The sequence below is a fragment of the Pseudomonas sp. B10(2017) genome, from assembly GCF_002113295.1.
In the GTDB taxonomy this organism is placed as follows: domain Bacteria; phylum Pseudomonadota; class Gammaproteobacteria; order Pseudomonadales; family Pseudomonadaceae; genus Aquipseudomonas; species Aquipseudomonas pudica.
Genome location: NZ_NEJU01000028.1, coordinates 16,130 through 36,987, shown reverse-complemented (window position 1 = coordinate 36,987; position 20,858 = coordinate 16,130). Strand labels below are relative to the sequence as shown.

Here is a 20,858-nt window from a genome sequence, read left to right as displayed (position 1 = left end):
GCTCTAGCCCTTGCCAAATGCCATGTCAGGCACTCGCTGCTGTGTACCAGGGCCGCTGCATGCGCAGCACCAACCGGTCTATTTGCGGCACCAGCAGGTTGCCGGCCAGCACGGCGAAGCAGAGGCCATCGGCATACAGCCCGAATTCGCGAATCAGCTCGGTCAGCGTGCCGACGGTGACGCCGAAGAGAATGCGACCGGCGCGGGTATCGGGGCTGGTTACCGGATCGGTGGCGATGAAGAAGGCGGTGAAGAGATAGCCGCCTAGGCTGAGGTTATACACGGCTTCCTGAAAGCTGTGGCCGGCAGCCATGCACAGCAATACCGTGCTCGCTATCATCGCCAGCGGAATCTCGACCCGGATCACCCGCAGCGAAGCCAGCAGCAAACCGCCGGCAATGTAGCCGAACCCCGACAGGTTGTGGGTGACATGGGTGAACTCGTTCTGCGCCAGCTGAGTGGCGCCAGCGAACGCATCGAGATCCAGGCGCGGCACCAACTGTAGCTGTTGCAGCAGAACTGCCTTGGCATCCAGGGCTGCGGTCCAGGGGGCATGGTTCGATGGCGCGGGGTACAACTGCTGGTAAAAGCAGATGGCAACGATCCCCAGGCCAACCATGGCAGGGTTGAGGCGGTTGCGACCAAGGCCTCCACTGGCGTGCTTGCACAGTGCGAGCGCGGCAAAGCTGGCCAGGGCGATCATCCATAACGGCACCATCAGCGGCAATGCCCGCGCCAGTATCAGGCCCAGCACCAGCCAGCTGAGGTCGCTCAAACCCTCGCGTACGGCATGCCCGCGCAGGCGCAGCAGGGCGGCTTCGAAGCCCAGGGCGAACAGCACGCACCAGAAGGCCTGCAACCAGACCACGACGCCGAATTGCCAGGCATACAGGCCGGTGCCCGGCAGCAGGCACAGGACGACCAGCAGCATCACCGTGCGCAGCCGTTGCGGGGTGGGGTGGCGTACCAGGCTCATGCGCGGACCTCCGTCTTGCTCTGGCGGAAGCGTTCGCGCAGCGGGATATTGCTTGGGCAGATGCTGCTGCAGCTGCCGCATTCGATGCAGGCGTCCAGGCGCAGTTCCTGCAGGCTGGCCTTGTCCTGGCGTTCGGCGGCAGCATAGAGGTCCAGCGGCCTGAGCGACATCGGGCAGACATCCACGCAGCGCGTGCAGCGAATGCAACTGCTGGCGGGGCGAGCCGCTGGCAGGTAGCGCTCGGCGCCGAATATCAGGCAGCTGCTGGTCTTGCTGACGAAGGCGTTGGCGTCTGGTAGTGGCTGGCCCATCATCGGGCCGCCGACCTGGGTCAGCTGCCCAGTGGGGGACGCGCCAGCAATCGCGCGCAGTTCACTGACCGGGTAACCCACTGGCACCCGCACATTGCCTGGACGCTCGCAGTCACCGGTCAGCGTCAGCACGCGGCTGGTCAGTGGTTCGCCATGGAAGACGGCCCGGCCCAGTGCGTAGAGCGTTGCGACATTCAGCGCCAGCACGCCGATATCGGCAGGCCGGCTCCCCGGGGCCAGATTGCGGCCACTGAGGCTCTTGATCATCAGTGGTTGCCCACCTGCCGGGTAACGCTCCGGAAGTGGACAAATCTCGACCCGGGTACGCGCCTGGCGAGCGGCGGCACGTAGCGTGGCCATCGCTTCCGGCTTGTTGGTTTCTATGCCGAAACGGGTTGCCGTTATTCCAAGCAGTGCGGCGACATAGTCGGCGGCCTCGATCAACGCTTCGGCATTCTCGCGCATGAGGCGGTCATCGCAGGTAAGGAACGGCTCGCACTCGGCACCGTTGATCAGCAGCAGGTCGGGCTGCCGGGCGCCGGCCAGCTTGAGGGCTGTCGGGAAACCCGCACCACCCAGGCCGACTATGCCCATCTGCAATGCACGCTCGACCAGCGCATCTGGCGTTTGCGGCAGGCCCGGTGCCGGGCGTTCGATGCACTCATCCAGGCCATCTGCGTTCAGGATGACGGCCATGACCGGCTCGGCCGAGTCGGCCGCGAAGACGTGATCGATCCGTTCCACGGTGCCGGAGGTACTGGCATGCACCCAAGCGGTGGTGTTGTCGCCAATACCGATCACTTCGCCCTTGCGCACATGCTGCCCCGGCTGCACGCAAGGCTGGACAAACCGCCGACCCCGCCCGAGCGGGATCGCCAGCTGGATCTTTCCGACCGCGACCGGGGCAACTGGCGTGGCGTTGGACAGTTCCTTGTATCCCCTGAGCTCGATCCCTCCGTGCCAACTACGCTGAGAAGACGAGGCGATTGCCAGCAGACGGCGCCAGAAAGGCTTCTGTTGCGGCTGACGCTGGGCGCGGATGCGGCTCTGCAGGCGTTCGACGCTCTGCAACGAATGGCTAGACATTGACTGTCCTCCAATTTTTGGGCAAAGGACGCCCCTATGCGCTTATGCACATGATGGTTTTGTAAATTCCGGGACGTTAAGCGGAAAGGGAGGGGGGATGATTGATCACCCGCGCAGATAAGAGTGCTCGAGGAGGATTTTGTTCGGTTTTTGACCAGGTTTGCTGATGAACGGTAGGCCAATTGCCATCTCGCAATTCTGGTGAAATAACCTGTGCCGCGAACGGGCGGCCAGAGTCGGCGAGGTGTCGAATGATGCGCGCGAGTCTGCTGGTCATGCTGGTGACGCTGCTGTGTGGCTGCGGCGAAAGGATCGAACGCTTTGGCGGGCCGACCATGGGCAGCACTTATTCGGTCCAGTACGTACCCACCGCGCAGGCGCCCGCCGCGCAGCAGGTAAAGAGTGAAGTCGAGATGATTCTCGAGGCGCTCGACAAGCAGTTTTCCAACTGGCGCGGCGACTCCGTGGTTTCCCGCTTCAACGCTCTGCCGGCCGGCGCCTGTCAGGCAGTGCCGGAAGAGATGCAGCACTTGCTGGCGTACGGTGTTTCTCTGTTCCGCGAAAGCGGCGGGGCCTTCGACCTGACGGTTTTGCCATTGATGAACCTCTGGGGCTTTGGCCCGCAGTCACGAGGCAGGCAAGTGCCAGATTCCAGCACGCTGGCGCGTGAGCAGGCACGGGTAGGCCTGCAGCATTTGCACCTGCATGGAGAAAAGCTGTGCAAGGATGTGGCGGCCCAGTTGGATTTCGACAGCATGCTCGCCGGTTATGCAGTGGACCGGGTTGGTGACAGGCTTACGGCGTTGGGTATCCAGGCCTATCTGGTCGAGATCACCGGCGAACTCAAGGGGGTCGGCCGCAAGCCGGATGGCGCGCCCTGGCGTATTGCCCTCGAAGTACCAAGTGGCGAGGGCGAGCAGCAAGTGGAGCGCGCCATCGCCCTGGATGGCTACGGTGTTGCCACCGCCGGCGATTACCGCAACTATTTCGAGGAAGGTGGCCAGCGCTATTCGCATACCTTCGATCCACGTGTCGGCAAGCCGGTCAAGCACGCGCTGGCGGCAGTGTCGGTGGTCGACCCTTCCGTGCTGCGTGCCGATGCCCTGGATACGCTGTTGATGGTGCTCGGCCCGGAGGAAGGCTATGCCTTCGCCGAGCGGCATGAAATAGCTGCCTATTTCATCATGCACCAGGGGCTGGGTTTCGTTGCGCGGGCGACACCGCGATTCGAGACGTTGTTTCCCCGGCAGGGCAAGCCCAGGCAGTAAAAGGAAAGGTCATTCCCACGCGCAGCCTTTTCCCCTATTGTCGAAGCTCCCTTTCCAAACGATTGGCAGATCCATGGAGAAAGTCCTCGTCATCACCGGTGCCAGCCGCGGCATCGGCGCCGCCACGGCACTGCTGGCCGCCCGCCAGGGCTATCGCATCTGCATCAACTATCACACCGACGATCAAGCCGCCGATGACATCCTTGAACAGGTCCGCGCCTTGGGCGCCGAGGCTATCGCCGTACGCGCCGACGCCAGTGTCGAGGATGAGGTCATCCGGCTGTTCCAGCGCGTGGACGAAGAACTCGGCCCGGTCACCGCACTGGTCAACAACGCAGGTACCATCGGCCAGCAAAGCCGGGTCGAGGACATGTCCGAATTCCGTCTGCTCAAGGTCATGAAGACCAATGTCGTCGGCCCCATGCTCTGTACCAAGCACGCACTGCTGCGCATGGCGCGCCGGCACGGCGGGCAGGGCGGGGCCATCGTCAACGTGTCGTCGGTGGCCGCACGCCTGGGCTCGCCCAACGAATACGTGGACTATGCCGCTTCCAAGGGCGCCCTCGACACCTTCACCATTGGCCTGGCAAAGGAAGTGGCAGGCGAGGGTGTGCGGGTCAATGGTGTGCGGCCAGGCTACATCCATACCGGGTTCCACGCGCTGTCGGGCGACCCCGACCGGGTAAGCAAGCTCGAGCCCGGCTTGCCCATGGGCCGCGGCGGGCGCCCCGAGGAAGTGGCCGAGGCCATCCTCTGGCTGCTCTCGGACAAAGCCTCGTACTCCACCGGCAGCTTCATCGACCTGGGCGGCGGGCGCTGAGCGCGCCGCTCAATCCTCCAGCAGCGCGCGTATTCGGTCGGCCAGCACTGCCAGCTCGAACGGTTTGGTCAGTACCTGAGTACCTTGCAGCAACTGGCCGTCACTGAGCGCCGCACTTTCGTCGTAGCCGGTGATGAACAGCACCCTGAGGCCGGGGTGGCGCTCGCGGCAACGTTCAGCCAACTGGCGGCCATTCAGGCCGCCGGGCAGGCCGATATCGCTCAACAGCAGGTCTGGCCGCTCGCCATCTTGCAGGTAAGCGAGGGCGGCCGGGCCGTTCTCGAATGCATCGACCCGATAACCCAGTTCTTCCAGCACCTCGCAGACGACCACGCGCAAGGCGGCGTGGTCTTCGACCAGCAGGATACGCTGCGTGGCGCTGCTGCTTTTTTCCAGCAATGTGCGCGCTGGCCTGGAAGCGGGGGCTGCGGGGGGCTGGTGGTGGCGGGGAAGCAGCAGCTCGATGCGGGTGCCTTCGCCAAGTGTCGACAACACCCGTAGCTGCCCGCCCGACTGGCGTACGAAACCGTAGGCCATCGACAAGCCCAGGCCGGTGCCCTGGCCCATCGGCTTGGTGGTAAAGAACGGGTCGACGGCGCGTTCGGCCACCTCCGCCGACATGCCGTTGCCGTTGTCGCTGATGCACAGCCGTACGTATTCACCAGCTGGCAGTTCCAGTGCACGGGCTTGCTGGTCGTCGAGCTGCAGGTTGTCACCGAGGATATCGATCACGCCGCCGGCGGGCATGGCATCGCGGGCATTGATGCACACGTTGAGCAGGGCGCTTTCCAGTTGCGGCGGGTCGATGAAGGTCGGCCACAGCTGGCAGGGGAAATGGCTGGTCAGGGTGATGGAGGGGCCGATGGTGCGGCGCAACAGCTCTTCCATGCCGCTCACCAGCGTGGCCACCTGCGTGGAGCAGGGCTGCAGGGTCTGCTGACGGGAAAATGCCAGCAGCCGGTGTACCAGCGAAGAGGCCCGCTGCGCCGAGTCGCTGGACAGCTTCAGCAACGGCTCCAGGGCGTCGAAACGGGATTGCTCCAGGCGTTGGCGCATCAGCTCCTGGGCACTGAGGATGCCGCCCAGCAGGTTGTTGAAGTCGTGGGCGATGCCGCCACTGAGCTGGCCGATCGCTTCCATCTTCTGTGCCTGGCGCAGGGCCGCCTCGGCCTTGGCCTGTTCTGCCAGTGCCGTGTTGACTCGTTGTTCCAGCTCCTCGTTCAGGCGCCGCAGGGCCTCCTCTGCCCGTCGGCGTGCGGTGACGTCCTTGAACAGTACCGCCACCTGGCGCTTTTCGGCAGGCTCTACGCGGAAGGTGGTCACCGACAACACATGGCCGGTGGCGACCAGCTCCTGCTCGAAATGCAGCGGCTCGCCCGTGCGCAGCACCGCGCCATAACGAGCGACCCAATCGTCGGCCTCATCGGGCACCATCTCGCGCAGTTTCTGCCCGACCACGTTGGGGATGCCGGCGTGCTTGGCATAGGCCGCATTGGCCAGCACATGCACATAGTCGCTCAGCGGGCCGTGCGGGCCATCGAAGAACTCGATGATGCAGAAGCCTTCGTCCATGGTGTCGAACAGCGAGCGGTAGAAGTTATGGTCGTGTTGCTGATGGCTTGCCAGGCGGGCTTCCAGCAGCGCGTTCTGTTGCTGCAGGGCTTCGACTTGTTGGCGCAGTGAAAGCAGGTCGCGGGAGGGCATGCCGACGTCCGACAGTGGATGAAGCCCAGACTTTAGCGTGTTCGGCAACAGGCGAATAGCCAGTCAACGCGGGTGTGGCGCAATGCCCAGCAGCCGCTCGATCCGTTCGCCAAGGGTGCTCAGGTCGAAGGGTTTGTGCAGCAGTTCGGTGCGCCTGTCGGGCCGGGCAAAGTGCATCGTATCGGCAGCGTCGTAGCCGGTAATCAGCAATACCGGGGCATGCTCCACAAGGTTTTGGTAGGCCTCTGCGAGCTGATAACCGTCAACCCGCCCAGGCAGGCCGACATCGGTAATCAGCAAGTCCGGTGGCGGCCCTTCCTTCAACGATTCAAGCGCCGGGTGGCCGCCCTCGAATGCCTGCACCTGGTGGCCCAGCTCCGTCAGCACTTCGACCAGCACCAGGCGCAAGGCCGGTTGGTCTTCCACCAGCATGATCCGGCACCCGCGCGCCTGCAGGGGCGCGGTGGCGGATGTTGCTGGCTCGTCGTGGCAGGTTGCGGGAGCGCTCCGGTCCCGGGGCAGGTACAGGTGAACGCAAGTGCCTTGCCCGATGACGCTGTCGATCAGCAGCTGGCCCCCGGACTGGCGAACAAAGCCATAGACCATGGACAATCCCAGGCCAGTGCCCTGGCCCAGTGGCTTGGTGGTGAAGAAGGGTTCGAGGGCGCGTTGCAGCACCTCACTGGACATGCCCACGCCAGTGTCCTCGACTCGAATGTGCAGGTAGTGGCCTGGCGGCAGGTCCAAGCGCTTGGCGTCGGCCGCTTCGAGATCGGCGTTTTCGCAGCCGATCCGCAAGGTGCCGCCCAGCGGCATGGCGTCACGTGCGTTGATGCACAGGTTGAGCAGGGCGTTCTCCAGCTGTTGCGGGTCGATGCGGATCGACCATTGTGCAGCCAGCGTGCGGTCCTGGAAGTCGATGTGACGGCCGGTCGAGCTGCGGATCAGGTCATGCATGTCGGCAACCAGTCGCTGCACGTCCACCGCCTGTGGCATCAGCGTCTGCTGACGCGAAAAGGCCAGTAACCGCTGCACCAGGGCTGAGGCGCGCAGTGCGTTGCTACGGCCGAGCTCAAGCATGCGGGCGGTGTCGGCAAGGCGTTGCTGGCTCAGGCGTTGCTCTGCCAGCTCCAGTGCGCCAAGCAGGCTACCCAGCAAATTGTTGAAGTCGTGGGCGATGCCACCGGTCAACTGGCCGACCGCCTCCATTTTCTGCGAGTGACGCAGGGCTTCTTCGGCCTGGCGCAGGCGCTCCTGCTCGGCCGTGCGCTTGGTGATGTCATAGGCAAACAGATACCCGCCCTGGACTTGCTGTTGCGCATCGTGCAACGGGTGGTAGCGAATCTCGTAGTGGCGGGGGGCGTCGGGCGGGCCGAGGGTGATGGTGTCGATGAAGGCTTCGCCGGCCAGCACGCGTGGCCACACCGGTGCCAGGCGGCCCATGATGTCAGGCTGGTTGATCAGGAACTGTGGCACGTAATCGCCGATCTGCGGCACGAAGCCACGGTAACGCTCGAAGGTTTCCCGGGCCATGCGGTTGATCGCTATCAGGCGCATGCTGCGGTCGGCAGCAAACACGTTGGCCAGGCTGTTGTCGAGCAGCTCGCCCAGCAGCTGGATATGGGCCTGTACCGTGTCGTCGCGCTTGGCCAGGCGAGCTTCCAGTTCTGCGACACGCGCTTGCAGCTGTGCCAATGAAGGGAGCGAATCTGCTTGCATGGCGAGGGCCCGGTGAGCGTATCGGGCAACTATAGTCGCCCACCGGGGCAGCAGCCATCAGAACGAGCGGATGATCCGCCCCAGGGTTTCCATGGCCTGTTCGGCATCCTCGTGCCAGGGGCTGCCGTAGTTCAGGCGGATGCAGTTGCCGAAGCGCCGGGTGGGCGAGAAGATCGGCCCGGGGGCGATGCTGATGCCTTGGGCCAGGGCCATGTGGAACAACTTGAGGGCGTCCATCTGTTCGGGCAGCTCCAGCCACAGGAAGTAGCCGCCGGACGGTTGGCTGACCCGCGTCTGCGCCGGGAAATGCCGGGCAATGGCCGCCAGCATGTTGGCCTGCTGGCCTTCCAGGGCATAGCGCAGTTTGCGCAGGTGGCGGTCGTAGCCACCGTGCTGCAGGTAGTCGGCGATGGCCGCCTGGGCCGGCATCGAGGCGCACAGCGAGGTCATCAGCTTGAGCCGTTCGATCTTCTGCGCAAAGCGCCCGGCTGCCACCCAGCCGATGCGGTAGCCGGGTGCCAGGCTCTTGGCGAACGAGCCGCAGTGCATCACCAGGCCCTGGGTGTCGAAGGCCTTGGCCGGTTTGGGTGCCTGTTGCGAGTAGTACAGTTCGGCGTACACATCGTCTTCGATCAATGGCACCTGATGACGCGCCAGCAGCTCTACCAGTGCCTGCTTTTTCGCTTCCGGCATGCTGGCACCCACCGGGTTCTGGAAGTTGGTCATGCACCACACGGCCTTGACCGGGTGCTTCTCCAGCGTTTGCGCCAGCACACCCAGGTCCATGCCTTCACGCGGGTGCACAGGGATTTCCACGGCCTTGAGCTTGAGCCGCTCCAGTACCTGCAGGCAGGCATAGAAGGCGGGGGCTTCGATGGCCACCAGGTCGCCGGGCTGGGTGACGGCCTGCAGGCACAGGTTCAAGGCTTCCAGCGCGCCGTTGGTGATCAGCAGCTCCTCCATCGGCAGCATCAGCCCGCCGACCATGTAGCGCAGGGCAATCTGCCTGCGCAGCTGCGGGTTGCCGGGTGACAGGTCGGTCACCACCATGCGCGGGTCCATGCTGCGGCTGGCGCTGGCCAGCGAGCGCGCCAGGCGTTGCAGCGGAAACAGCTCGGGGCTGGGGAAGGCCGAGCCGAACGGCACGGTGTTTGGGTCCTTGATCGAGTCGAGGATCGAGAACACCAGCGCGCTGACGTCGACGTCGGTGGATTCGCTGACCGGCTGCAAGGCCTGCGGCTCGCTGAACTGGCGCGGGGCGTGGGCGTTGACGAAATAGCCCGAGCGCGGCCGGGCACGGATCAACCCGCGCCGCTCCAGCAGGTAGTAGGCCTGGAACACCGTGGACGGGCTGACCCCGTGGGTCTGGCTGGCATAGCGCACCGAGGGTACGCGCTGGCCGGGGCCCAGCACCCCGGAGCGGATCAGTTCGGCGATGTCGTCGGCAAAGCGTTCGTAGCGTTTCATTCTGGCCTTCTGTCGAAGCCTGGCAGGCAAGGTGGAATCAGTGTAAGGGATCAACGGTTCATCGGTGCGACGAAGCGGCTGTGGGCCACGCTGCGGATGCTGGGGTCGTCGCGCTCGCTGATTTCAAAGCTCAGCGTCTGCGAGCTGCTGGCCGGGCGCTCGGCGAGCATCGCCACCGACACCGGCAGTTCACTCATTTCACCGGCCGGGATCATGAATGAGGTCTTGCCTTGCAGGCTGAAGCCGTCGGCGTCCAGCAGGCGCAGCTCGTAGTGCCGGGTGCTTTCGGTCTTGTTGATGACCTTGAGCAGGTAGATGTTCTCGATCTGGCCCTGGGCATTCTCGCGGAACAGGCCGCGGTCCTTGATCACGTCCAGCGACACCATCGGGCGCAGCTGCAAGGCCACCACCAGCGCCGCGATCATCACCCCCAGCGCGGCAGCGTAGCCCAGCAGGCGCGGGCGCAGCCAATGGGTGGTGCCACCTTGCAGGCTGCGTTCGGACTTGTAGCCGATCAGGCCACGGGCGTAGCCCATCTTGTCCATTACCCCGTCACAGGCATCGATGCATGCCGCGCAACCGATGCACGCCATTTGCAGGCCATCGCGGATATCGATGCCGGTGGGGCATACCTGCACGCACAAGGTGCAGTCGATGCAGTCGCCCAGGCCCTGGGCGCGGAGGTCACTGCCTTTCTTGCGCGGGCCACGGGCTTCACCGCGACGCGGATCATAGGCGACCGCCAGGGTGTCCTTGTCGAACATCACGCTCTGGAAGCGCGCATAGGGGCACATGTGCAGGCACACCGCTTCGCGCAGTAGGCCGGCATTGACGTAGGTGGCGGCGGTGAAGAACAGCACCCAGAACAGCGCCACGCCGCCCAGTTGCAAGGTGAACAGTTCTGCCGCCAGGGGGCGGATCGGGGTGAAGTAGCCGACGAAGGTCAGCCCGGTGAGCACGCCAATGCCCAACCACAGGCTGTGCTTCAGCGTGCGACGAGCCAGTTTGTTCAGGCTCCAGGGCGCGGCGGCCAGCTTGATGCGCTGGTTGCGGTCGCCCTCGGTGACCTTTTCGCACCACATGAACAGCCAGGTCCAGGTGCTTTGCGGGCAACTGTAGCCGCACCACACGCGGCCGGCATACACGGTGATGGCGAACAGGCCGAAGGCGCAGATGATCAGCAGCGCCGACAGCAGGATGAAGTCCTGCGGCCAGAAGGTGGCGCCGAAGATGTGGAACTTGCTGTTGCCAAGGTCCCACAGCACGGCCTGGCGGCCGTTCCAGTTCAGCCAGGCGGTGCCGAAGAACAGTACGAACAGGGCGCCGGCGAAGCCGATGCGCAGGTTGCGGTACAGCCCGGTGAAGCTGCGGGTATGGATACCATTGTCGGCGCGTCGCGGCAGGGGGCTGGCTGGGGCGGTGGCGATCTCTGTGAAAGGGATTCTATCGTTCATGGCTCGGTGCTCATCAGGCCTCGATCAGGCATGAGCACTATGGCCCTGAGGCTGTTATCAGCACAGGCTCAGATTTTGCGATAAAAACCGTATCAGATTTCCGGGCGGGCCCCGCCAGGCCTCAGATTACCGAGCCTGGAGTGCTGGCCTTCAGATGCCTGCGGCTATCCACCGCACCCGCCACGGTCAGTGCATCGGCCTCGGCTTCAGTGATGGGCACACGCTGGCCGGCGAGCAAGGCCACGGACATGCGCAGCTGTTCGTCGGTGACGATTTCGATGGACGGGCCATCACCCTCGATGCGCAGGTCTTCGCTGATGAGGGTGCAGCGGCGGGTGGTTTCATCGATTTCAACGGGCATGGGGTGGTCCTCCTGGGGGTGGTTACAGGGTGGACCACAGGGGGACGGCGGTTTCTGCATCAGGAAGCTGAGCGGCACTTTGCGCTGTGTTCATAGGTCAGTCTTTGTAGATGGCAGGCCCGGCTTCTTCGCGGGTAAACCCGCTCCCACAGGGATCGGAACACCTGTGGGGGCGGGTTTACCCGCGAAGAGGCCGGCCCTGACAACACAATGCTAAGCATGGAACAACGCAATGGACCTCATCTGGCAAGCAATCCAGGCCGAATTTGCCGATATCACCGACCAGCGCGAGGTCACGCGAATCCTCGTACGCCTGCTGATGGCAGCCCTGCTCGGCGCCGTGCTGGGCTTCGAGCGTGAGCACAAGGGCAAGGCCGCCGGGGTGCGTACGCATATGCTGGTTTCGCTGGGCGCCGCGCTGTTCGTGCTGGCACCGAGCATGGCCGGGGCCGATGAGCAGGCGCTGAGCCGGGTGATCCAGGGCATTGTCGCCGGTATCGGTTTTCTGGGTGCGGGCACCATTCTCAAGGGCAACGGCCAGGACGCCAGCCATGTGAAGGGCCTGACCACTGCCGCCGGGTTGTGGATGACCGCCGCCATCGGTACGGCAGCCGGTATGGGCCGCGAAGCCACGGCGTTGATCAGCACGATACTGGCCCTGCTGGTGCTGGGCACGATGCCGTTGCTGGTGGACAAGCTCGAGGGGCAGGATGAGGGAAAGCAGGAGGAGGAAGAGGGCAGGAAGCACTGAGGGGAGCCGAAGCTCCCCCCAAAGCGTTGTTGCCTGCTCTTTTTTTATTATTGGGACCGGCCTTTTGTTGTTTTTGTCAGCCTGTCCTGTTGTTGCGGGCGACCCCCATGCGGGGTCAAGAGCAAACGTATTTTTTTGAGCGCTGACCTGCCTTCATCATTGCTGATCCGAACCTGGCTGCCGCTACCTGAAGGTAGTTTTATTGTTCTGTGCCAGACCGCGGGGCGTACCCCTGAAAAGCGTGTCGACTCCAAAAAAATCTGCTTGCTACGCCTCTGCCGTGTTGTTCTTGTTATGTCAGAGCCGTTACCTGTTGTTTTTATTGGGTGTCACATTCTTTTTGTTGTTGTACCAGAGATATAGCAGGGTGCGTGCCAACTTTTTAAAACCCTTTTAAATCAAGCGTTTGGCGATTTTTGTCGAAATCGACCGGCCTGAAATTCTGCCGATTTGTTTCCCTGTTACCCGATTTTTTGCTGCAAAACGTGGGGGCGGTAACACTCACCCACACCAATGTGACACCCGTATGACTTATTGCGCGCTACGCGCCCGCGCTACCCGCGACCCGTTGTCGCGGCCCAGCACGCTGCTGATGCGGCGGCCGGCGGTGATCAGCCGCTCAAGGTCAATGCCGGTTTCAATGCCCAGCCCTTGCAGCAGGTACACCACGTCTTCACTGGCGATATTGCCGGTAGCACCTTTGGCATAGGGGCAGCCGCCCAGCCCGGCCACCGAACTGTCGAACACGCTGATGCCTTCGAGCAGGCTGGCATACACATTGGCCAGGGCCTGGCCATAGGTATCGTGGAAGTGACCGGCCAGTTGCTCGCGCGGTACCTGTGCCGCGACCACCTCGAACAGGCGTCGGGTTTCGCCGGCGGTACCGGTGCCGATGGTGTCGCCCAGCGATACCTCGTAGCAGCCCATGTCGTGCAGGGCACGGGCTACCGGGGCGACCTGCTCGGCGCTGACCTTGCCTTCATAGGGGCAGCCGAGCACGCACGACACATAGCCGCGCACGCGCACACCGTGGTTGCGCGCGGCTTCCATGATCGGCTCGAAGCGCTTGAGGCTGTCGCTGATCGAGCAGTTGATGTTGCGTTGCGAGAAGGCTTCGGAAGCGGCCGCGAACACCGCCACCTCCTTCACGCCGGCGGCCAGGGCGTCCTCGAAACCGCGCAAGTTGGGGGCCAGCGCTGCATAGGTGACCCCCGGGCGCTGGTGGATGCCGGCGAACACTTCGGCGGAGCCGGCCATCTGCGGCACCCACTTGGGCGAGACGAAACTGCCCACTTCGATATAGGCCAGGCCCGCTTCGGTGAGATCGTCCACCAGGCGCACCTTGTCGGCGACGCTGATGGGCTGGGCTTCGTTCTGCAGGCCGTCGCGGGGGCCTACTTCGACCAGGCGGACGTGTTTGGGCAAAGGCATGGCGGGTTTCCTGTGGCGTTCAGCGGTTGTCTTTGTTGTTCAGGGTGGCGGCCAGGGCTTGTTCGCAGCGCTCCTGGGCGGTGTCCAGCTCCAGCTGCATCTGGTGGATGTCGAGCATCTGCTGTTCCAGCTGGGCGCGGCGCTCGGCGATTTTCGCCAGCATGCTGTTGAGCTGCTTGAGGTTGCCGCTGGAGGGGTCGTACAGCTCGATCAGCTCACGGCATTCGGCCAGCGAAAAGCCGATGCGCTTGCCGCGCAGGATGAGCTTCAGGCTGACCTTGTCACGCGCCGAATAGATACGCTCCAGGCCGCGGCGCTCGGGGCTCAGCAGGCCCTGTTCCTCATAGAAGCGGATGGCGCGGGTGGTGATGTCCAGTTCGCGGGACAGGTCGGAAATGCTGTAGGTCTGGGTGCTCATGCTGGGGCTCGGCGTGGGGTATGCGGGTATCCTGAGGGTAGGTTGACGTATACGTCAAGCAGGGGCGCGAGATGGGTGCTGCCTGTGCCGGCCTCTTCGCGGGTAAACCCGCTCCCACAGGAAGTGCACAGGTCTTGAGGGCTGCGCAGTCACTGTGGGAGCGGGCAAGCCCGCGAAGAGGCCAGCACGGGCGAAAAAATTACTCAGACAAACCCGACCTGCGATACCCATTCGGTGTCTGTCCACTCAACCGCTTGAACCACCGGGCAAAATAGGTGGGGTCGGTAAACCCCAGGCTATCCGACAACTGCCCGATGCTCATCCGCGTATAGATCAGGTTGCGCCGCGCCTCCAGCAGCAAGCGCTGGTGCACCACCTGCAGCGCGGTCTGCCCACTCAGCGCCCGGCACAGCTGGTTCAACTGCAAACTCGGAATATTCAGCCGCGCGGCAAAGTCCTCCACCGACAGGTGCTCACGGTAATGCGCCTCGACCAGGCGCAGGTACTGCCCCAGCAACTGGCGGTCACGTTCATCGCGGTTGCGCGGTGCCTGACCCAGCTGCTGGCGGCGGCTGATCCACACCATCAGCGCCGTCACCAGCGCCTCGAGCAGTGCCGCCCGCGCCGGGGCATTGCCCTGGTATTCCTGCTGCAGGGTTTCGATCAGGCTGCGCAAGCGCACCCGGTCCCGACCAAGCGGGTAACACGCCGCCTTCGCCAGCACCGCCAGCGGCGCGCCCAGGCGCTGCTCCAGGTCGGCCACCAGTGCCGTGCCAAAGGTCAGCACATGCCCCTGGATATCGGCGCTGAAGCGAAAGCCGTGCACGGTCATCGGCGGCACTACCTGGATTGCCGCTTCGCTGATGATGCTGCGCACCCCCTCGACCTCCACCTCGGCTCGGCCGCGTTGCACATACAGCAACTGGAACAGCTCGGCGTGCTGGTGCGGCTTGATTTCCCAATGGTGCAAACGGCTACGCGCCGGGATCGACTCGCAGTGCAGCAGGTCGGTGCCGGGCCAGGCCTGGTTTTCGCCATACAGCTTGAACAAGGGGACGCCGGGGAGGGTGGATTTCATGCGTGCTGGCCTGTCCGTTAATCGAACGTTTTTTGTAAAAGTGCAGGTTATGCATGGAATAGCACACTTCAATGGCTGTTTTTGCCAGTAAAAATGCAAGGGCAAACCCTAACAGCAGATGCCGCTCCACTGCCAGTCCAGGGCCGGCGTCGTCCGTACAGAGACAACAACAATGAAAACTCAGGTTGCAATTATTGGTGCAGGTCCATCTGGCCTGCTGCTGGGCCAACTGCTGCACAAGGCCGGTATCGATACGCTCATCGTCGAACGCCAGACGCCCGAATACGTGCTTGGCCGCATCCGTGCCGGGGTGCTGGAGCAAGGCACGGTCGACCTGCTGCGTGAAGCCGGTGTGGCCGAGCGCATGGACCGTGAAGGCCTGGTACACGAGGGGGTCGAACTGCTGGTCGGCGGGCGCCGCCAACGCCTGGACCTCAAGGCCCTGACCGGTGGCAAGACAGTGATGGTATACGGCCAGACCGAAGTCACCCGTGACCTGATGCAGGCACGTGAAGCCAGCGGCGCGCCGATCATCTATTCGGCAAGCAATGTCCAGCCGCACGAACTCAAGGGCGAACGGCCCTACCTGACTTATGAAAAAGACGGCCAGGTGCACCGGGTGGACTGCGACTACATTGCCGGCTGTGACGGTTTTCACGGTGTCTCGCGGCAGAGCATCCCCGAGGGCATCCTCAAGCAGTACGAGCGGGTCTACCCGTTTGGCTGGCTGGGCATGCTGTCAGACACGCCACCGGTCAACCACGAACTGATCTACGCCCACCACGAACGCGGTTTCGTGTTGTGCAGCCAGCGTTCGCACACCCGTAGCCGCTACTACCTGCAGGTTCCGTTGGAAGAGCAGGTAGAGGCGTGGTCCGACGAGCGCTTCTGGGAGGAGTTGAAGGCACGCTTGCCCGAAGACGTGGCTGCGCGCCTGGTCACCGGCCCGGCCCTGGAAAAGAGCATCGCCCCGCTGCGCAGCCTGGTGGTCGAGCCGATGCAGTATGGCCACCTGTTCCTGGTCGGGGATGCTGCGCATATCGTCCCGCCGACCGGCGCCAAGGGCCTGAACCTGGCCGCATCGGACGTCAACTACCTGTACCGCATCCTGGTCAAGGTGTATCGCGAAGGGCGCACCGACCTGCTGCAGCAGTATTCGCCGCTGGCCCTGCGCCGGGTGTGGAAAGGCGAGCGATTCAGCTGGTTCATGACCCAGCTGCTGCATGACTTCGGCAGCCACAAGGACGCCTGGGACCAGAAGATGCAGGAGGCCGACCGCGAATATTTCCTGACCTCGCCGGCGGGGCTGGTGAACATTGCCGAGAACTATGTAGGGCTGCCGTTCGAAGAAGTGGCCTGAGGCCGTGTGCTGCCTGTCCTGGCCTCATCGCCGGCAAGCCAGCTCCCACAGGTACTGCGCAATGCTTGAGGTCGATGCAGTCGAGGTGTAGCTGGCTTGCGTGCGATACGCGCGAAGCCCGTGCCACTTTGAAAAAAAATACGACAGGGCTTGAAGTCAAGTTTGCGCATCACCGACAGTGCCTTGCTGAATAGGTAACGGCAGGAAGCACAACGATGACATTCTCCTCCCCCCTGATGGGCGCCTTGTGCCTGGTAGCTGCCAGTGGCTGGGCCTGTGCCGACCAGGTGCTGCCCGCACCACCGGAACTGGCCTCCGGCTACCGCACCGGCCTGCAGCCGGTGCATGCCGGCCGGCACATGGCCGCCGCCGCCAACCCGCTGGCCAGCGAGGCGGGGCGTGCGATGCTGCGTGCCGGTGGCAGCGCCATCGACGCGGCCATCGCCATGCAGATGGTGCTGACCCTGGTCGAACCGCAATCCAGCGGCATTGGTGGCGGGGCGTTCATCCTCTACTGGGATGGCCAGCGCGTACAGGCGTTCGATGGTCGCGAGGCAGCCCCGGCGGCGGTCACGGAAAACCTGTTCCTGCAAGCCGATGGTTCACCGATGCCGTTCAGGGCGGCGCAGATCGGCGGGCGTTCGGTGGGCGTACCGGGGGTTCTGCATGCCCTGAAGCTGGCCCATGAGCAGCACGGCAAGCTGCCTTGGCGCGACCTGTTCGCCCCGGCCATTGCTCTGGCCCGTAACGGTTTTGCGGTTTCCGAGCGCCTTCACACGCTGGTGGCGGGCGACCCGTTCATTCCCCATTCACCAGCCATGGCCCGTTACTTCCTGAATGAGCACGGCAAGCCGCTGGCGGTGGGGACTACCTTGCGCAACCCTGAGCTTGCGCAAACCTTCGAGCAGATTGCCGAGCGGGGCCCCGAGGTGTTCTACAGCGGCGAGATCGCCGAAGCCATCGCCGCCAAGGTGCGCAGCCATGCCAATGCCGGCTACCTGTCGTTGCAGGATATGCAGCAATACCGGGCCAGGGTGCGCGAGCCGCTGTGCGGCCCCTACAAGGCCTGGCGCATCTGTGGCATGCCACCGCCGTCGTCGGGTGGGGTGACGGTGCTACAGACCCTGGGCATCCTCGAAGCACTGCAGCGAGCGTCGCCACAGCGCGACCTTGCCGCCATGCGGCCGTTGCGCACTTCGTCCGTTGCCGGGTTGGAAGCCCCGCCGCTGGCCGTGCACCTGGTTGCCGAGGCCGAGCGCCTGGCCTATGCCGACCGCGCCCAGTACCTGGCCGACAGCGATTACGTGCCGGTGCCGCTCAAGGCCCTGACCGACCCCGCATACCTGGCCAGCCGCGCCGCGCAGGTCGGCGAGTACAGCATGAAACGCGCCCGCCCCGGTCAGCCGCAGGGGGCCGACCTGGCCCTGGCGCCTGACCGCTCGCCGCTGCGCATTTCCACCTCGCACCTCAGCGCGGTGGACGACCGCGGCCAGGCCCTGGCCATGACCACGTCGGTGGAAGCAGCGTTCGGCTCGCACCTTATGGTCAAGGGTTTCTTGCTCAACAACCACCTGACCGACTTCTCGTTCATCCCTCGGGAACAAGGCAAGCCCGTGGCCAATCGGTTGCAACCAGGGAAGCGGCCGCTGTCCGCCATGGCGCCGACCCTGGTGTTCTCGCAAGCCTCTGGCGAGCTGGTGGCCAGCCTGGGCTCGCCCGGTGGCTCGCAGATCATCGGCTACGTGAACAAGGCGCTGATCGGCCTGCTGGATTGGCAGCTCGACCCGCAGCAGGCCGCCGGCCTGCCCAACTTCGGCAGCCGCAATGCCGGCACCGAAGTAGAGGCGGGGTTGACCAGCCCGGCACTGATCCGGCAGTTGGCAGCCTGGGGGCATGAGGTGACGCCGATGACCATGACCAGTGGCACGCAGATCATCCAGCGCAGTGGCGAGGGTTGGTCGGGTGGTGCCGACCCTCGGCGCGAGGGCGAGGCTGTTGGCGACTAGCGGCCCGCGTTGCGGTGCAGCAGGTGGCGTGATAGAAGTCAGTCTTGCCATTCAGAAGTTGAATATCAAGATGTCCATCAGCGTGAAATCGAATAGGGCCCTGTTCGACCTCGACCTCCTGCGTGCCATTGTCGTGGTGGCCGATTGCGGCAGCTTCACCACGGCTGCTGCCCGCCTGCACTCCACCCAATCGACCATCAGCCAGAAGGTGCGCCGCCTGGAGGAAATGGTTGGCCACCGCCTGCTGGTGCGTGGCAATCGCGACGTGTTGCCGACCGACGCCGGGCAGACCCTGCTCGGCTATGCCCGGCACATGCTGGCCCTCAACGACCAGATGCTCGAAGCCTTGGCCGGGGCAATGGTCGGCGTGACCGTGCGCCTTGGCGTGCCTGAGGACTTCGTGGGTGGGCGTACCACCAATGCACTGTCGGCGTTCAGCCGGCTGCACCCGCAGGTGAAGCTGGAAGTGACCAGCGGCCTGTGCCGCGACCTCAGCCAGGCCTACGACAACGGTGAACTCGACCTGGTGTTGCTCAAGCAGCGGCGCAACAGCCGCGAAGGCGTGGCCTGCTGGCCCGAACGCCTGCAGTGGATCGACAGCGCGCGCGCGCCCGCCTTCGAGCTGGACCCGATCCCGCTGGTGACCTTCCCGCCCCGCGGCCTGTACCGCGACGACATGATCACCGCCATCGAAGGCATGGGCCGGCGTTGGCGAATCAGTTTCACCAGCTCCAGCCTCAGCGGCATCCAGGCCGCGGTCGCCGATGGCATGGGTATCAGCCTGCTGCCGCCACGGGCGGCGACTGGCGAGCACCGGGTGCTGGGGGCAGGGCAAGGGTTGCCGGAGGTCGACAGCTACGAAATCGTCATCGTCCACCGGCCGACGGCAGATGTGATGGTCAAGGCGTTGGCCGAGGTGATGACGCAACTGCTTGCGGGTGGCGGGATCTGACATGGTTTGGGGCCGCTTTGCGGCCCATCGCCGGCAAGCCGGCTCCCACAGGGTACGCGGACCACCTGCAAATCAGTTCCTGGCCTTGAGAACGGCGCGATCGGAATGGGGGCCTGGCTTGTCGGCGATAGAGCCGTGCGTGCATTTCAAGGCTGGCGCTCGGCCACCGCCCGCAATGTCCGCAACGTCACCACTGGCGCATCCACCACAAATCGGTTGGCCAGCCACCCCGGCACATCGCCCGCCGGGTCGGCCTGCAGTTGGTAGATCACCTCGGTCTCGCGCTCACCCAGCGGTTTCATCCGCCACTCACCGCTGAGGTGCTGCACGCGGATCAGCCCCTTTACCTTGGGTATCCTGCCTGGCTCGGCGCTGAGGTGGCGCAGCAGCGTGCCGTCGTCCAGGCGTTCGGTGGTGACCTTCAGCACGATGTCCCGCGGCATGGTCGGCCACGGCAGGTTGGTGGTCAGGTACACCCAGGTGTTTTCGCCCTGCACATCCAGCAGGCGCATTTCGGCGCAGGCGTACAGCCACTTGCAGGCTACCCGAAGGTTCTCCTGCAGGTCGGTGAGCGTGCGAACGCTGGCTTTCATGGTGCTGACACCACGGAATTGCTGGTAGGGCGAGTCGGGGGTGGCGCTCAGGTAAACGCGGATGCCTTCGCGGTCGTAGGCCAGGTTCCAGTCATCGGCGGCTGGGGTGGGGGGGCAGAGCAGCAGGGCGGCGAGCAGCAGGCAGCGGTTCATGGCTGGTACCGCGCGGGGGTGGGTGTTTCAGTATGCGCGGCAAACAGAAAGCCCGCCAGGTTGGCGGGCTTGAGGGCATCAGCCTGGGCTTAACGCTTGGGGTTCAGCGTCAGGTGCACATGACGGTTCACGTCCTTGTACAGCAGGTAGCTGAACTTGCCTGGGCCGCCGGCGTAGCAGGCTTGCGGGCAGAAGGCGCGCAGCCACATGAAGTCGCCGGCTTCCACTTCGACCCAGTCCTGGTTCAGGCGGTACACCGCCTTGCCTTCCAGCACGTACAGGCCGTGTTCCATCACGTGGGTCTCGGCGAACGGGATCACGCCGCCCGGCTGGAAGGTGACGATGTTCACGTGCATGTCGTGGCGCATGTCGGCCATGTCGACGAAGCGGGTGGTGACCCAGCGGCCTTCGGTGCCCGGCATTTCGATGACGGTGGCGTTGTCACGGTGGGTGACGAACGACTCGGGAACGTCCAGGCCTTCGACCTTCTGGTAGTGCTTGCGCAGCCAGTGGAAGGTGACGTTGGACTTGCTGTTGTTGCGCAGGCTCCACTCGGCGCCCGGGGCCAGGAAGGCGTAGCCGCCCGGTACCAGGGTGTGGTGCTTGCCTTCGACGGTGATGTCCAGTTCGCCTTCGACGATGAACACCACGGCTTCGGCGTTCGGGTCCAGCTCAGGGCGCTCGCTGCCGCCTTCCTGGGCCACTTCGACGATGTACTGGGAGAAGGTTTCGGCAAAACCGGTCAGCGGGCGGGCGATGACCCACATGCGCATCTTGTCCCAGAACGGCAGGTGGCTGGTGACGATGTCACGCATCACGCCCTTGGGGATGACGGCATAGGCTTCGGTGAACATGGCACGGTCAGTCAGCAGCTCGGTCTGAGCCGGGTGCCCACCGTGGGGGGCGAAGTACGAATGGTTCGACATGGACGATCTCGACTTGTTGTTCTC

General features: G+C 64.3%; 18 protein-coding genes. 6 read left to right on the top strand and 12 right to left on the bottom strand.

Going from position 1 to position 20,858, the window contains the following annotated elements:
- Window positions 1-25 precede the first annotated feature (25 nt).
- Both CAF92_RS24445 and rsxC read right to left on the bottom strand, forming a co-directional pair.
- Window positions 26-976 (bottom strand): RnfABCDGE type electron transport complex subunit D, encoded by a 951-nt coding sequence (locus tag CAF92_RS24445; RefSeq protein ID WP_085602176.1) that lies wholly within the window; start codon window positions 974-976, stop codon window positions 26-28.
- Window positions 973-2,373: an electron transport complex subunit RsxC gene (gene rsxC, locus CAF92_RS24440; RefSeq protein ID WP_085602175.1), complete on the bottom strand. Its 1,401-nt coding sequence runs from the start codon at window positions 2,371-2,373 to the stop codon at window positions 973-975. The genes CAF92_RS24445 and rsxC overlap by 4 nt, the downstream gene beginning before the upstream one ends.
- Before the next feature lie 251 nt (window positions 2,374-2,624).
- Here rsxC and CAF92_RS24435 point away from each other — a divergent pair, with 251 nt between their 5' ends.
- Both CAF92_RS24435 and CAF92_RS24430 read left to right on the top strand, forming a co-directional pair.
- A complete protein-coding gene (locus tag CAF92_RS24435) occupies window positions 2,625-3,641 on the top strand; it encodes an FAD:protein FMN transferase (RefSeq protein ID WP_085602174.1) in 1,017 nt (338 codons plus the stop codon).
- Window positions 3,642-3,714: 73 nt separating this feature from the next.
- On the top strand, window positions 3,715-4,461 hold the full coding sequence (locus CAF92_RS24430) for an SDR family oxidoreductase (RefSeq protein ID WP_046615388.1): 747 nt from the start codon (window positions 3,715-3,717) through the stop codon (window positions 4,459-4,461).
- 9 nt (window positions 4,462-4,470) lie between these two features.
- Here CAF92_RS24430 and CAF92_RS24425 read toward each other — a convergent pair whose 3' ends face one another.
- The 5 genes from CAF92_RS24425 to CAF92_RS24405 all read right to left on the bottom strand — a co-directional run bounded on the left by CAF92_RS24425 (window position 4,471) and on the right by CAF92_RS24405 (window position 11,166).
- Entirely contained in the window at window positions 4,471-6,165 is a 1,695-nt protein-coding gene (locus CAF92_RS24425) for a response regulator (RefSeq protein WP_085602173.1), read from the bottom strand.
- A gap of 63 nt (window positions 6,166-6,228) precedes the next feature.
- Window positions 6,229-7,884: a PAS domain-containing sensor histidine kinase gene (locus CAF92_RS24420; protein ID WP_085602172.1), complete on the bottom strand. Its 1,656-nt coding sequence runs from the start codon at window positions 7,882-7,884 to the stop codon at window positions 6,229-6,231.
- Between the two features lie 57 nt (window positions 7,885-7,941).
- Window positions 7,942-9,351: a GntR family transcriptional regulator MpaR gene (gene mapR / locus CAF92_RS24415; RefSeq protein ID WP_085602171.1), complete on the bottom strand. Its 1,410-nt coding sequence runs from the start codon at window positions 9,349-9,351 to the stop codon at window positions 7,942-7,944.
- A 50-nt stretch (window positions 9,352-9,401) separates the two neighbouring features.
- Complete coding sequence (gene ccoG / locus CAF92_RS24410) at window positions 9,402-10,805, bottom strand: cytochrome c oxidase accessory protein CcoG (protein ID WP_085602170.1); 1,404 nt, start codon at window positions 10,803-10,805, stop codon at window positions 9,402-9,404.
- Window positions 10,806-10,926: 121 nt separating this feature from the next.
- Window positions 10,927-11,166: a DUF3203 family protein gene (locus CAF92_RS24405; RefSeq protein ID WP_046615383.1), complete on the bottom strand. Its 240-nt coding sequence runs from the start codon at window positions 11,164-11,166 to the stop codon at window positions 10,927-10,929.
- A 232-nt stretch (window positions 11,167-11,398) separates the two neighbouring features.
- Here CAF92_RS24405 and CAF92_RS24400 point away from each other — a divergent pair, with 232 nt between their 5' ends.
- A complete protein-coding gene (locus CAF92_RS24400; protein WP_046615382.1) occupies window positions 11,399-11,917 on the top strand; it encodes an MgtC/SapB family protein in 519 nt (172 codons plus the stop codon).
- A 531-nt stretch (window positions 11,918-12,448) separates the two neighbouring features.
- Here CAF92_RS24400 and CAF92_RS24395 read toward each other — a convergent pair.
- The 3 genes from CAF92_RS24395 to CAF92_RS24385 form a co-directional block, all read right to left on the bottom strand.
- Window positions 12,449-13,348, bottom strand: coding sequence for a hydroxymethylglutaryl-CoA lyase (locus tag CAF92_RS24395; RefSeq protein WP_046615381.1), 900 nt, complete (start codon window positions 13,346-13,348; stop codon window positions 12,449-12,451).
- Between the two features lie 19 nt (window positions 13,349-13,367).
- Window positions 13,368-13,766, bottom strand: a complete 399-nt coding sequence (locus tag CAF92_RS24390) for a MerR family DNA-binding transcriptional regulator (protein ID WP_013972930.1) — start codon at window positions 13,764-13,766, stop codon at window positions 13,368-13,370.
- A gap of 199 nt (window positions 13,767-13,965) precedes the next feature.
- Window positions 13,966-14,844, bottom strand: a complete 879-nt coding sequence (locus CAF92_RS24385) for a helix-turn-helix domain-containing protein (RefSeq protein ID WP_085602169.1) — start codon at window positions 14,842-14,844, stop codon at window positions 13,966-13,968.
- Window positions 14,845-15,016: 172 nt separating this feature from the next.
- Between CAF92_RS24385 and pobA the strand changes: the two genes are divergently transcribed.
- From pobA to CAF92_RS24370, 3 genes are all read left to right on the top strand, one after another.
- Window positions 15,017-16,204: a 4-hydroxybenzoate 3-monooxygenase gene (pobA, locus tag CAF92_RS24380; RefSeq protein ID WP_046615379.1), complete on the top strand. Its 1,188-nt coding sequence runs from the start codon at window positions 15,017-15,019 to the stop codon at window positions 16,202-16,204.
- A gap of 215 nt (window positions 16,205-16,419) precedes the next feature.
- Complete coding sequence (gene ggt / locus CAF92_RS24375; RefSeq protein WP_085602168.1) at window positions 16,420-18,210, top strand: gamma-glutamyltransferase; 1,791 nt, start codon at window positions 16,420-16,422, stop codon at window positions 18,208-18,210.
- A 70-nt stretch (window positions 18,211-18,280) separates the two neighbouring features.
- Complete coding sequence (locus CAF92_RS24370; protein WP_085602167.1) at window positions 18,281-19,162, top strand: LysR substrate-binding domain-containing protein; 882 nt, start codon at window positions 18,281-18,283, stop codon at window positions 19,160-19,162.
- Window positions 19,163-19,308: 146 nt separating this feature from the next.
- Here the strand turns inward: CAF92_RS24370 and CAF92_RS24365 are convergent, their stop codons facing one another.
- Both CAF92_RS24365 and CAF92_RS24360 read right to left on the bottom strand, forming a co-directional pair.
- Window positions 19,309-19,908 (bottom strand): START domain-containing protein, encoded by a 600-nt coding sequence (locus CAF92_RS24365; protein ID WP_046615376.1) that lies wholly within the window; start codon window positions 19,906-19,908, stop codon window positions 19,309-19,311.
- Between the two features lie 89 nt (window positions 19,909-19,997).
- Window positions 19,998-20,834, bottom strand: coding sequence for a bifunctional allantoicase/(S)-ureidoglycine aminohydrolase (locus CAF92_RS24360; protein WP_085602166.1), 837 nt, complete (start codon window positions 20,832-20,834; stop codon window positions 19,998-20,000).
- Window positions 20,835-20,858 lie beyond the last annotated feature (24 nt).